The following is a 12,681-nucleotide window of genomic DNA, read 5'->3' on the forward strand; positions in this document are numbered from 1 at the left end:
ATCTCTACTTCTCAGCAACCTTGACTTTGGTTGATCGTTCGACTGGGACATCAAGCGGCAGTGGCTTCGCCAGAACCCCTGAGATGATTCCGTTGATGGTGTCGTTCGTGCTGCCGCCGATGTTGTTGTAGACACCGACCACCCGCGGCTCAACATGTGTTTTCGACGTGTCGTAAAGCTTCGCTTTCATCGTGCCAAGTGCCTGGATCGCGCTTTGAATCGAGGCGAGGCTAATGTCGGAGGGAATTGGTAGAGCGGTAGAGATGTTTTCTCCGGTCAGGCCGAGCGTCTGCACGACTAGCGTTCCCGACAATTCGCTAGCTTGCGCGGCAGCAGCGATCGCGATCAGGTTACCCAAGTTGATCCCGCCTTTCGTAGTATTCAGCGTGGCAGTTACGCGCAATCCAACGCCGATATACACTGGCACCGCGAGATCGGCTTCCTTTCCGTTATCTACAAATGTGGCGCGGAAAGACCCATCGGGATGAGTGTCACTTTTTTTTACGAATAGCGGATATGTGTTGGACTTTATGTAGTCGACTGTGACGATGTATCTGCCGTGCTCGATACTCGTGCTCACGGGACCGTAAGTGACATTTCCCTTGACGTCGATTTGCCCAATGGCAAGGCGCATCGTTTCATCGGGTAGCGCATTTAGGATGTCTTCTGGCTTCGCAGCCTTTCCCCCAACAGGCTTGACCGTTACGGGAGCTGGATCAAGGGGCTGATAACCGGAGGGCGGCGACAGCTTCGATGCTTCGAAGTCGGCTGCGGCGTTTGCGCCCGTAGACGAATATCGTGGAGTGTCATTGGGCTTTGACGGATCCTGCGGCTTGACAATAAAGGACGACGTACAGCCCGACAAAATCACCAATGCCGTTGCAGTAATGGCAATCGATGCTTTCGCGCATCCCCTCTGAATATGGATATTCATTGTTGGTCCCGTACTGTGTGGATTTGTCGTTGTTCGTTTTACTTCCGACGATAGGCTACATCCGGTACGGGCGCCGTGCAATCGGGAAACCCCATCGAGATCGGTCAGGTGGATGACAGATATCGTCCAGAAAATGTTTGTCAAAAAACGGAGGCCATTCTTCTGACAAACATGTCGCACCGCACCTTATGTATGTGCTCACTACGAGCGTCCGCCATATCCCGGCACGGATGCGAATCCGATTCGCGCCCTTCGTCCGTATGGGGGAGATGGCTACGGCCGCGCAGCAACAGGTGTGGACTGGTGCGAGTTAAAAATCGCTCGAATCTAGGTTAGTGCGCTCGCCGCTCATTGCCGGCCCATGGCGAGCAACGGCGAGCGAGATTCGCGCCTTGTCGAGTTCAAAGGCGAGCAGCAACTGCTGCGGAGTTGCGTCAACGGCGCTTAGTTGGCTGCAAGCAATGGCACCCGGTATGGTGAATGCGCCATATCCCCAACCAAATTTGTATGCACAAAACCGCAGGCTGGAATCTGCAGATACGGTTGCGCCGGTGAGGTGCAGGCCTGAGGCGCTCATGATGCTTTCCTGTCTCGTTGACGGGGAGCATCGAGCGTACTGGATCTCATCAACGACGACCAGTGCCAAGTGCAGTCGCATTCAGCCATACGTTGACACGTCGCGGTGAGGGGACCTGCTGGTGCACGCGGTCAATGGGGCAAAACGAGCAAAACGGGAAAAGCGAGCACGGACCGCATCGAGCGACCCGGCACGATGGAGTCGTTACCTGAGGACTCCACGCGATGAACATCACCCCCTTTCCGACCTTCGAATCTAGCCAGCCCGATGCAGATCGGGAACAGGTGCAGCGCATTTACGACCAGCTCCACGATCACGAAACGATCAGCAAACTGATCGCGATCCGTGAGAAGCTGGCAGTCTATGTCCGAGTTGCTGCGCTTCATCTGCTCGAGGAAGCAATCCGCGACTCCGATTTTCAACGCACGCCGGTTCTCGATAGCCTTACTGAAGTCCTGCGAGAACTCAATCACCAGTCGGCAGGCGCCGAACAATCCCTTGCTCGTTGGCGCCAGATTGAGCGGGATCTCGATAACGAGAAGGCGGCGACTGGTTTCGCCGCTCAAGACTTGCGGGACCAGTTGGCGTCGCGAGCATCGAGGCTCCGCGCGGATATTGGCGGCGCGCATGACAAACGGATCAGTCATACGGAGGCGCTGCGAAAGGCAGGCATCCGCGATTCGGAGACCCTCGCACGCGTAGAACCGTCCGATTCGACCGTTGCGGCATGGGAGGCCGAACTTCGCGACGTTGACAAGAGCCTTGCCCGCCTCCATGAATTTTTCAGCACGCAGGGGCGCAATCGGTCGGCGCTCGATGGCCTTGAGCTCACGACCTATGCCGCGCATTTGGCACGGATCAGCGCACCGCTTCCCCAAGGGCTTGGCCCGCATGGGTTCCGCAGCGTCATCGATCCGACGGTGGATGTGAAATCGCTGCGCCTGACGACGCCCGCGAGAGACTGACATGGCAGGCCGCCGACTCACGCCCGCCGAATGGGAAGCCATCCGGCGCCGGTATTGTCGCCGAGGCGAACCAGTCAAGAAAATCGCTGACGACTTCCGGTGCTCACCATTCACCATCCGTCGACGCTGTAGGCTCGAAGGATGGCTAAAGCAGCACGACCTTACCTCGCGCGCTGATGACGGACGTCCCGAGAATGATCGTCAAGCCCACTCTCGGTAGACCTCAATCGCCCGGGCCTGCGGGCGACGATCCTCGCGTGTCGCCAATATTGCGCGAACGGCTGGTTGCAGCCCGCCTCCGACACCAACTCCAGCAACAAGACGCGGCGAAGCTCTTGGGATACAAGAATTCGACAGCCCTCTGCAAGATCGAGCTGGGCCAAGCGAATATGCCCCGTGGGCTGCTCGTTAGAGCTGCGTTGGCTTACAACACGACCACCGACTACTTGCTCGGCCTGTCCGACGAGCCAGAACGGGACCTGCATCACCGGATCTGGGAAATGGTCGAGCCGGATTTTCAGGGCGATGTGCGCGAGCTGATCGCCTGGCTTCGTCAACGCGCCGAACTAGAGACCCAAAGTTCGCCGCTTCTCAGGTTGATGGTTTGGCACGCAGCTCGACTGGTCGACGCTCACGACATCGCGGAAGCCGGCGATCCGAAAAGAGCTGCACGCGCTCGTCGTGAAGTTGAAGAGGAAGTGCGTCGCCTGGGTGAGCTGGTCGTCGATGCACGCAATTTCATGACGAGGATAGACCGCCAGATGCCGCCAATTGTCGACTCCGCAGACCCGTAGCAATGCGCTACTCCGGGGTTTCTCGTCTCGGTGCGGTTCATCAGACCCGCCCCCCCGACAGTCAATACCTTATATCGAACCGGCTGATCTTCAGCCTGATCTCGACCTCTAATGATGAATTAATTGGAGCAATAGATGCCTCTGCGAAAAATTCCTGTTCAGGTTCTCAACGTTCCAGCAATCGGGACACTCCAGACGGTCGGAGATCCAACCACTGGCTCCGTAGTGATCGCGACAGACGGTCTCCAAGGTGTAGGTATCAGCCTATCCGGCGCACCCGTCGGGGCCTCTGTCGTAATCGAGGGGACGCAGGATGGTTCGACGTGGACCACGATGAAGGTCTACCCGAAGGTGGCTGGTTCGCAAGGAACGACGAGCCCGCTCACGACTGCCGGCGTGTACGGCGTCCACATCGGCACGTACAAGCAAGTTCGCGCACGCCTCTCGGCAATCACGTCTGGATCGTTCTCGTGCACGCTCAACGGCACTACCGCACCGGACCATATTCCGGTGAAGAACGGGAACGCAGCTGACTTCCAGGCTCAAACAGTTGCAGGAGCTCTCACGCCGCTCGGGTATCAACAGTTGACCAACCTGACGTCCGTCGGATCATTGACGCCGCCCCCCGGCGCACGCATTGCATCGATTCAAGCCGAGGCCGGATCGATTCGCTATCGCGACGATGGCACCGCGCCCACAGCAACGGTTGGAATGCTGATCAATGCTGGCGGAGGCGTCGATTACAACGGCAGCTTGTCGGCGGTCAAATTGATTGCCGCAACGACTGGCGCAATCGCCAACGTTAGCTATTACGCCTGAGGGGGAGAGATATGCCTATTCCGCGCAATCCTGATTCGAGCGTTTTGGTGGTGGCGCCGAGCGCTCCACTCACCGAAACGGATAGTCCGTCGATCAGCTATCAAGTCTTCTCCAAAAATGGGAGCGTCGCCGGCTGCCAAGTCGCCTTCGATATCGACGGGGTACCTGCAGGGTCGACAACCGCCGATGCGAACGGCGCAGGCTCGTCACTCGTCGGCCCCTTGGTTGGTAATGGTGTGCATACGATCGGCGTGTCGATGAAACCCACGTATCGCACCGTTGTGCAGGTCACACTCGCGCTTTCGTTCAATTACGTCATCGACCCGACAGCCGGATCAGACTCAAATCCGGGAACGCCGTCGCAACCGTGGGCGTCCGTGGCGCCGCTGAATGCACTACCGTCAATTCCCGCGGGATCCGTGATCGGGATTCGTCGTGGCTCCGTGTTCAAACAAACGCTGTCACGGACCGAGAACAATCTAAGCCTCGTTGGGTTCGGCAACGCAAGTGCCGGGCCAGTGATATTCGATAGCTCCGATGCCATCCCGACAAGTGCCTGGTCGCTCACGTCTGGCCAGACGAACGTGTATCAGTGCACGGTCGCGCTGCCCGGAAACATCAAGATGTCCGGCAACGTATGGGATAGCAACAGCAACAGCGCTCTCATTCAAACGACGAGCGTCGCCAACGTTGCCGCTACGCCGGGCTCTGCATATATGAGCAACTGGCAGGGGACGAGTGCGACTCTATACGTCCAGCTATCGGATGGATCAAATCCGGCGTCAAACGGCCGCACGGTGTCGTATTCAGCGCGCCTGTATGGCTTCTTCCTGCCTGGAAGCGGCCATACGCTGGATGGCATCACGGCGGAGCGCTCCGGCCACCAGGACGGCAATTTCTCGATGGGCCCGGGCTGCACCGTGCGCAACTTCCAGGCCATCGGTGGGAGCCGTCACGGTGCACTCTTCGGGCCGAACGTCAGCTTCTCGAACGCTCAGTTCATCAGCGGCTTTGACGATCTCGAGGGAATTTCAGCCAACGGCTGTGTCGTCTTCGCGGCGAGCGTTGCCGGCATGACCGTTTCCACGCAGAACAACCTGTACGACGGGACATGGGGGCGAGGCTTCACGGGTATCGACTACCATGGACAGACCACTGCCGATCTGTTCGGAACGGTGACTCACGTGAATGAGACGTTCCTGAACATGCTGCAGGGTGTCACCGCGAAATCGGTCAATGCATCGATGACGGGCACGACCTTCACCAACGTCAATACGCTGGTGAGTCTGGCCGGCGGGGCGATGACGGTGCAAAACAGCCAACCCGGAGGGACGTGCTACAACCTCGTGACGTTCAATCCGGGGAACGTGGCTGATGCGTCCTTTTCGTCGGTGGGGAACGCTTTCACGGTACCGCTGCTCGGATACGGCTCCATCGTTGCCGCATACCGCTCCGACGTCACGACGTGCAAGTTCAACCTGTCGATCAACGGCGACACGGTAACGATCCCCGCGGCGAACACGATCTACGATTTCATCCGCGTCGCCAACGGATCGGTCTCAGTGCAAGGGTTGACTGTTCTGCCGGCGGTGGGCAACCCGGCCCCGCGTCTGTACAACCTCGGCTTCAGCGGCGGCACGATCACGCTGGGCGCGATCGACAACAACGTCTATCCGTACGGCACTCAGTTCCAGCTGAACGGCACGCTTTATTCGACGCTTGCCGCCTGGCAGGCAGCGACCGGCAAAGACCTCCACTCGAGGGTTGCTCAGCCCATCCCGTCTGGGAGCGATAGCTTCAATCGGGCTGACTCGTACCTCGACGGGACATCGCCATACATCGTGTTCGGCACCGCGAATTCCATCGGCGTTCGTTCGAACAAGTGCGCCTTCCTCGGCACGACGCAAACAGCCTATGCCATTCCGCTGTCGAGCGCGAACCACTATGCGCGGGCAACGGTGGCCGGCATCCCGGCGACCGGGAGCGCATTTCCGCTGGCGGTCCGCGTCATCGACCAAAGCAACTGGATCGGCCTTCGCTGGTCGTCGGGCTCCGGGTATCAGGTCTACAAATGCGTCGCCGGCGTGCTCACGTCGATTGGTGGCTCTAGCCAGGTGCCGAGCGTTGGCGACGATGTCGTGTTCGTCGCACAGGGCTCGAAGGTCTGCTTCTACGTCAACGGTGTGGCGCTGGGTGGCTCGATCGACATCACCAGTACAGGCCTATTGACCCAAAAGTACGCCGGCATGGTTGCGCGCGGATCTGCTCAAAATCCGATGTTGTCTTATCTTGAATGGGGGAACGCCTGATGCGTTGGTCTCGTTGAGTCCGCGTCCACGCCAGCCGCCTTCGGGCGGCTTTTTCATGTCCGTCGCGCACGAGGCGCAGGATGCAGTAAATCGCCGCCCCTTGTCCCCGCCTTCGCATTGCGCAATTGGCCGCAGTGATCGCTGCAGGTCTCGGCTAGTCTCCTTTGCGCGGGCGCCCGGTTCTGCGTCTGCCCTGGTGCGACTCAACCCATTTGATAACCTCCGCGGCCTTCCATCGCGGGAAGCTGCGGCCGCCGTCTCCACTCGGGAGACGTATAGCTTCCGGGAAGCCGGGTAGGCAGACAATGCGATCGCGAACGGTCTGCGCTGGTCGCAGGAGGTATTCGCCGATTTCCTTCGTCGACCATAGCGCGTGCTCAATCGGGACGATTGGCGCTGGCCTGATCCGCTTGTCTAGCTCTTCGATGATGCGTTCAAGTAGGTCTGATTCACCCATCCCAATCCCCAACGTCGTCGCCTGACCTGGGCCCCCAAAGGAATGGGGCTCCGAAGAGCCGTCCGCTCGATGTTCACCGTGCGGCCCCCTTATGAGGTTACCGACTCCTTTGCCACGACCGAGCTGATCCATCCTTGAACCTCCGATTCGACCCAGAGGGATAGTCCGCGCACGTGGCGCGGCCGAGGGAATGTCCCATCCTTCATCATGGCGTAGATCGTAGTTTTCCCGAGGCCAACCATCTCAAGCACTTGGCGCAATCGGAGCAGTCGTTCGTTTATTTCGCTCATCTCACCCCCATCCTAGTGGCTCACTTCCAATATCGGTTTCATGCGCGTGGCCGCTAACCCTGATCAGGGTAAGGAGCAAGCAGGCTCACAACCGTGCCGAAATTGGCGCTCAGAGATTGGGAAGGAGGCGTCATCGCGAAAGATCGGGATTTCGGGGCAATTCAGACGGGTCGGTGTAGACTCGTAAATGGCCGGTCCCCATTAAAAAGCGGTATGCCTCGATCACGACGCTCCATACTGCGTTTGCGACGTCCGGGCCAGCCTCAATCACTTTTCCGTTCGAGTCGACGACGGCCAGTGTAGCCGGCATGCCGTCTGGCGTCGTGATGCTGATGCCTTCGTAGCTGACTGCACTAATGGTGCTGGAAACTGATGCGTCGACGTAGATGTGAGGTGAGACTTCGCCGGCTTTCGCGTCCCTTTGTTTAGCCATCGCTTTTTCCCTCGATCGTGCGACACGATTGTCGAGCGGACCAACTCCGCGCGAGGTCATCCAGTCGTTCCGTTGACTTGCCACGAGTTGCCGCATCCCCGCAGTACGCTGACCACTGGGGAAGTTACCCGCCTTTTTTACTATGCGCATGAGCACCTTGTGTGCGTATTTGGCTTGTTCGTGCGCGGTGCCGTCATGGTCCTGCCGTACGAAAACGATCGTCTACGTACACCCCTCCATGGCCGTGTACGCATATTAGGCTTGACGTGTTTCGTACACAGAGCATAATTCGTACATCCTTAACGTACAGTTATCGCCGCCATGAGCCGAACCTTCGCCTACTGCCGAGTCTCGACCGCCGACCAGTCGACCGAAAATCAGCGTCGTGAAATCGAGGCAGCCGGGTTCGCACTCGAGAAGCACCGAATCGTCTCGGAGAGCATCAGCGGGAGCGTGGCGGCGAGCGACCGCCCCCAGTTCGCCAAACTCCTCGATCGGCTCGAGCGCGGCGATGTCCTGCTCGTGACCAAGCTCGACCGCTTGGGCCGCAATGCGATGGACGTCCGATCGACCGTTGAGCGCCTGGCGGCGATGGGCGTCCGGGTTCACTGCCTCGCGCTTGGCGGCGTGGATCTGACCAGCGCGGCCGGCAAGATGACGATGGGCGTCATCACTGCGGTCGCGGAGTTCGAACGAGATCTACTGATTGAGCGCACACAGGCAGGGTTGGCGCGCGTGAAGGTGGAAGGAAAGTCACTAGGACGGCCACCCGCACTGTCCCCCACCCAGCAGCAGGAGGTATGTCGACTGCTTGCTGATGGCGCATCAATATCCGAGCTTGCGCGAACGTATATGACGACGCGACAGACGATTATGCGTATTCGTGACAAGATGCCGGCGTAACCCCCCCTTTCACTGCGTTTTAGGCAACGTATATGGATACCTTTACAGGATATAAGCGCTTCTCCCGTTGTGTTCTCGATTGGTCGGCTCGAATCATTACCGCGGCTCAAAAGGACAACATAGAGATCGGAGGCAGCTTTTGGGGCGCCATCGCTGGAAAGCCTGTCGTTGCCTCCCCAACGCCCTTGATTGAAAAACATCAAGCGCTCATCGATATATTCTATGAATACACCGAAGTTCACGAGACGCTAGAAGCAATCAAAGACATCCGCGTGTATGTGGCACGCTTCCCCTTCTCTGGAACCAGAGTAAGCCCAGGGCGCTATCTCGCCCATCAAGTCGGCATTTATCTAAACGAAATCTACATACTACGCGTTCGCTTGGTAACCCTTACAAAGGAGATACAGAATAAATTATCAAAATCCTCAACAAAGTCAGTTACAGCTCCACTCATCAAGCCGTTATTCAAAATAATAAAAACCAGTTTCGACGGAATCGAGAAAACACGCGGACATCACGTACACACCCGCCGCTTCTCCGACGATGATATTCGGCGCATTAGCACCCTTGAGCTACTTTCGAGTGAAATCGACTGGGCGAAAGATTTGTCCCGATTTGTCTATAAACAAACTCGTCGTCAGTGGTTGACAAGGATGCTCAACAACGAAAAGGTAATCGAGGAACTACTCGATCATTACGGCGATGCGTTATGGTCTTCGCTGTTCGCGCCTGGGATGATGTTCGATATGAGCGAACTGCCTGAGAAGTTGAATGGTGGCAATGATGCGGCTGATAGTCCCGCCCCCACGTTGCCCGCCCGGTGCTCGGGCGATAGCGTCAGCTGAGCTGAGTTCGCGTGCGAACAAGTGGGATGATCGAGGAGAAACAGCAGCAGGTGTGCCAGCGCCTTGATGCCGGCGATTCCGTCTCGCAGCTCGCGCGGGACTTCGCCACTACGCGCCAGACGATTATGCGTGTGCGGGCCGCGGAAGTCTGACCTAAACGCCGGCAGGTCACACGACACTGCCAGGCTCTAATTGGCCAGCGATCCAGCGTAGCCGCCCCGATTTGTTCACGATGTTTCGTCCCTCCACTGCTACGATGGTGATCCACCAACCACGGGGAACACCATGTCGGATCAAGTTGATGAACCTCAATTGAATGACGAACCCATCGACCGGCCGCCGCCAATCGACTGGACTCTTAAGTTCTTGGTCGATCTCGCCAACAATCACGGCGTTGAAATGGGGGTCATTCTGACGATCGGCGGGTCAGTGGTTACCGGGACGTTGATCGGCGGCAAGAAATACTTCGAGGAGCTCGCCGATAAGGTCGGCAATGCATGGCCGGGCTCGGCTGAAGTTAAAGAGGAAATGCGTAAGGTGTTTGCGCAACCCGCGTCGCTCTACGAAAACGGCGGCCCACCGTCGGCGTCTTACATCCATCTGAAGGACGCGAAGTTCGTTCAGCCGACCGCTGTTTTCCCTGCGCACGGGATATTGTGGCGCGGGCGACTGAGCGAAGTGTCGGGGTTCTCGATCGGTTCGCTAACAGCCGGCTAATCTAGTAACGTTCGCCTCTGCGTCGCACACAGCAACTAATAGGCTTCGGAGGATACGGGGGTAGCGATGTAGGTCCGGGGGTATTTTTGGGGGTATATTTCAAAACAAAAATACCTTGTGCCTTTACTGACGTTACTTACGCGCCACAATTCGAGTGACGCCGCCCCACCAAATTCCGCGCTTGACGCACGAACCCCGCACGACGCGAGTCTGCGGGGTTTTTTGTTGCCTGCCGGTGAAGCCATACGTCCCGCGCCTTCCAAAAAAGCGCCCAGCCCCGGACGGGCCGGGCGGAATGCCGCCGGTGTACCGGCGACAGGAGGTGACGGATGTCCGGTCTCGCCCACACGGCGATCGAGCGCGCCGGACGGCACGCCGCCCGGCACCGCGACCGGCGGCGCGACGTGTCGTCGCACCCGCCCCGCGGCGTCATCGGGCGATGCGCGGCTTAACTGCCGCGATACAGCGACTTCATTTCTTCGGTGCTGGCCGGACGCACGCCGATCGCACGCGAGCCCGACGCCGATGCGCCCTGCACCTGCGCGCCGTAACCGCTGACGTCGACGCCTTGCGCCTGGGCGAGTGCGCTACGCTGCTGCTCGGCGACGCGGGCAGTAGCAGCTTGGATGGCTTCCGGATAGTGCGGATCCTCGCCGCGGGCGGTGTTGTAACCGGCCTGCTGGAGCTGAACCAGTTCGGCGCGCACCTGTGCGCGGGTGAGTGCCGAACCGGACTGCGCGAACGACACGACCGGGGCAACGAGAGCGGCAGCAACGACAACGGCTTGAACGAGCGACTTCATGATGACCTACCTCCAGATTTGTCTGATTTCGCGGTGAACACCCGTTCATCGCTGACAAACCGAAGTTTATGTAGGCGCGTGCTTAAGAATAAGGCAGGTTTCTGGAAGACATTCTTCCCGAATCACGGGTTAACCCTATATTCACGAATCCGGCACCCACTCGATCCTTTGAAGGATGCTCACGCCGAACGACAACGTGCCGCAAAAAACACGGGCCCCGCGAAGCAGCAAGCTTCGCGGGGCCCGAGATAGCCGCCCGACCCCGTGCGGTTATCGGCAACACGGCACGCGGCAGCCGCGATGCCGCGCGCGGACGCAGGCTTACTGGGTGTCCATCGGACACTTCAGGTTGCAACCGTTCGGGTCGCCCATATCGCCCTTGCGGCGCAACGCCGACTTCTTGCTGCTCTGATATTTCTGCGACGGTGCCGACGCCGCGAACGGCATCTGCGGATGCTCGTTCAGGCGGAACTGTTCGCTCAGGATGCCGCCGGGCACACCCGGGGAATTCTGCGCAAACGCAAACGGCGAAACAGCGACCAGAAGCCCCGCGGTCAACGCTGCCGCGGAGAGGGGAACAGGAAATTTCATGGCGGGATGACGCCTGAACGGCGTGCTTGTTGGAACGTTGATCAAGCGGCAAGCGTAGCGCAAATCCCCCACTGCTGCAGCGCGGTTCATACGCGTTCGCGTTACCGTGCGTTGCCGTCCGCCCCCCCTGCCCCGGCAGTGCCCGCGAGCCCCGTCGCGATGCCCGTCAGCGTCCCGCACGCGGTCGGATCGTAGCCGTCGAGATGCGCAACGCGTTCGACGAAGCGCGCATCGCGCAGCAAGGCCAGCACGCCCGCAAGCGGGCGCGAGTCGAGCCGCGCGCGTTCGCATGCGAAGTAATAGTCCTCGTCGACGACCGGGATGAAATCGAGTCCGAAATGATGGGCGGCCGGCTCGACGCCGAAGCCGAGATCGGCCATCCCGCTCGCGACGAAGGCGGCGATCGCCGAGTGCGTGAGTTCCGCCGACGCATAGCCGTCGATACGCTCGGGATCGATGCCGATCGCGCGCAACGCGAGATCGAGCAGCATCCGCGTGCCCGACCCCGGCTGCCGGTTGACGAAGCGGATGTCGTTGCGGGCGAGATCGGCGAGCCCGCGGACCTGCTTCGGGTTGCCGCGCGGCACGAACAGCCCCTGCTGGCGACGCGTCAGATGAATCAGCACGTGACGCGTGTCGTCGAGCCACGGCCGGTAGATCTGCGCGCACTGCTCGCGGAACGCACCGCGCGGCAGATGGAACCCGGCCAGTTCACATTCGCCGCGCGCGAGCGCCTGCACGGCCTCGACGCTCTCCCGATACTTGATGTCGACGGCTGCCTGCGCATCGACGAGCGCGGACACGAGCGTCGCGACCGCATAGCCGTGCGATGCGTGGATGCGCACGGCGCCATCGCGCTGCGCGAGCCGCCGGTTCAGGTCGCTCGCCACCTCGGCCGCCAGCGCACGCAGGTTCCCGTCGAGACGGCTGCGCGCGAGCCGCTGCGCATCGACGACCGCCTGCCCCAGCTCCGACAGCGTCGACCCCTTGCCGCGTGCGGTTTCGATCAACTCGCCGCCGACGCACGACTCCAGCGCCCGCAGCATGCCCCATGCGTGCCGATACGACAGCCCCTTGGCCTGCGCAGCCTGCGCGATGCTGCCCGTATCGGCCACGAGTTCCAGCAATGGCGCGACGTCCGACAGGCTCGCGGTACGGCCCTCTGTGTCGCGTACGGTCAGATACGCGTCGCATTCGATTCGAATCAATTATGTACTCCGATTTCCTATTGCGACCGCGAAATCT

15 protein-coding genes are annotated in these 12,681 nt (G+C 59.7%); 8 read left to right on the plus strand and 7 right to left on the minus strand.

Annotated elements, in window-relative coordinates; translation table 11 throughout:
• Nucleotides 1-4: 4 nt before the first annotated feature.
• Nucleotides 5-934, minus strand: a complete 930-nt coding sequence (locus DIE15_RS19310) for a hypothetical protein (RefSeq protein WP_124834088.1) — start codon at nucleotides 932-934, stop codon at nucleotides 5-7.
• Nucleotides 935-1,244: 310 nt separating this feature from the next.
• On the minus strand, nucleotides 1,245-1,511 hold the full coding sequence (locus tag DIE15_RS19315; protein ID WP_124834089.1) for a hypothetical protein: 267 nt from the start codon (nucleotides 1,509-1,511) through the stop codon (nucleotides 1,245-1,247).
• 224 nt (nucleotides 1,512-1,735) lie between these two features.
• On the opposite strand from DIE15_RS19315, the gene DIE15_RS19320 reads away from it, so the two are divergent.
• From DIE15_RS19320 to DIE15_RS19335, 4 genes are all read left to right on the plus strand, one after another.
• On the plus strand, nucleotides 1,736-2,476 hold the full coding sequence (locus DIE15_RS19320; RefSeq protein ID WP_124834090.1) for a hypothetical protein: 741 nt from the start codon (nucleotides 1,736-1,738) through the stop codon (nucleotides 2,474-2,476).
• A 194-nt stretch (nucleotides 2,477-2,670) separates the two neighbouring features.
• Nucleotides 2,671-3,270, plus strand: a complete 600-nt coding sequence (locus DIE15_RS19325; RefSeq protein ID WP_124834091.1) for a helix-turn-helix domain-containing protein — start codon at nucleotides 2,671-2,673, stop codon at nucleotides 3,268-3,270.
• A 333-nt stretch (nucleotides 3,271-3,603) separates the two neighbouring features.
• On the plus strand, nucleotides 3,604-4,089 hold the full coding sequence (locus DIE15_RS19330; protein ID WP_124834092.1) for a hypothetical protein: 486 nt from the start codon (nucleotides 3,604-3,606) through the stop codon (nucleotides 4,087-4,089).
• Nucleotides 4,090-4,100: 11 nt separating this feature from the next.
• Nucleotides 4,101-6,398, plus strand: a complete 2,298-nt coding sequence (locus tag DIE15_RS19335) for a hypothetical protein (RefSeq protein WP_124834093.1) — start codon at nucleotides 4,101-4,103, stop codon at nucleotides 6,396-6,398.
• Between the two features lie 546 nt (nucleotides 6,399-6,944).
• On the opposite strand, the gene DIE15_RS19345 is transcribed toward DIE15_RS19335, so the two are convergent.
• Together DIE15_RS19345 and DIE15_RS19350 are read right to left on the minus strand one after the other, a co-directional pair.
• A complete protein-coding gene (locus tag DIE15_RS19345) occupies nucleotides 6,945-7,145 on the minus strand; it encodes an AlpA family transcriptional regulator (protein WP_124834095.1) in 201 nt (66 codons plus the stop codon).
• 130 nt (nucleotides 7,146-7,275) lie between these two features.
• On the minus strand, nucleotides 7,276-7,638 hold the full coding sequence (locus tag DIE15_RS19350) for a hypothetical protein (RefSeq protein WP_260428287.1): 363 nt from the start codon (nucleotides 7,636-7,638) through the stop codon (nucleotides 7,276-7,278).
• Between the two features lie 261 nt (nucleotides 7,639-7,899).
• On the opposite strand from DIE15_RS19350, the gene DIE15_RS19355 reads away from it, so the two are divergent.
• From DIE15_RS19355 to gvpU, 4 genes are all read left to right on the plus strand, one after another.
• Entirely contained in the window at nucleotides 7,900-8,481 is a 582-nt protein-coding gene (locus DIE15_RS19355; RefSeq protein ID WP_124834096.1) for a recombinase family protein, read from the plus strand.
• Between the two features lie 32 nt (nucleotides 8,482-8,513).
• Nucleotides 8,514-9,326, plus strand: coding sequence for a hypothetical protein (locus tag DIE15_RS19360; protein WP_124834097.1), 813 nt, complete (start codon nucleotides 8,514-8,516; stop codon nucleotides 9,324-9,326).
• Between the two features lie 26 nt (nucleotides 9,327-9,352).
• Nucleotides 9,353-9,478 carry a helix-turn-helix domain-containing protein gene (locus DIE15_RS19365; protein WP_124834098.1) on the plus strand — a complete coding sequence of 42 codons (126 nt, stop codon included), beginning with the start codon at nucleotides 9,353-9,355 and terminating at the stop codon, nucleotides 9,476-9,478.
• A 133-nt stretch (nucleotides 9,479-9,611) separates the two neighbouring features.
• Nucleotides 9,612-10,043 (plus strand): gas vesicle accessory protein GvpU, encoded by a 432-nt coding sequence (gvpU, locus tag DIE15_RS19370; RefSeq protein ID WP_124834099.1) that lies wholly within the window; start codon nucleotides 9,612-9,614, stop codon nucleotides 10,041-10,043.
• A gap of 448 nt (nucleotides 10,044-10,491) precedes the next feature.
• Here gvpU and DIE15_RS19375 read toward each other — a convergent pair whose 3' ends face one another.
• The 3 genes from DIE15_RS19375 to DIE15_RS19385 form a co-directional block, all read right to left on the minus strand.
• A complete protein-coding gene (locus tag DIE15_RS19375) occupies nucleotides 10,492-10,845 on the minus strand; it encodes a DUF4148 domain-containing protein (protein ID WP_124834100.1) in 354 nt (117 codons plus the stop codon).
• A gap of 321 nt (nucleotides 10,846-11,166) precedes the next feature.
• Entirely contained in the window at nucleotides 11,167-11,436 is a 270-nt protein-coding gene (locus tag DIE15_RS19380; RefSeq protein WP_057928123.1) for a hypothetical protein, read from the minus strand.
• Between the two features lie 101 nt (nucleotides 11,437-11,537).
• The gene (locus DIE15_RS19385) at nucleotides 11,538-12,644 is read right to left on the minus strand and encodes a substrate-binding domain-containing protein (RefSeq protein WP_124834101.1); all 1,107 of its coding nucleotides are present in this window, start codon (nucleotides 12,642-12,644) and stop codon (nucleotides 11,538-11,540) included.
• Between the last annotated feature and the right edge of the window lie 37 nt (nucleotides 12,645-12,681).

The organism is Burkholderia sp. Bp9031 (assembly GCF_003857965.1).
In the GTDB taxonomy this organism is placed as follows: Bacteria; Pseudomonadota; Gammaproteobacteria; order Burkholderiales; family Burkholderiaceae; genus Burkholderia; species Burkholderia ambifaria_A.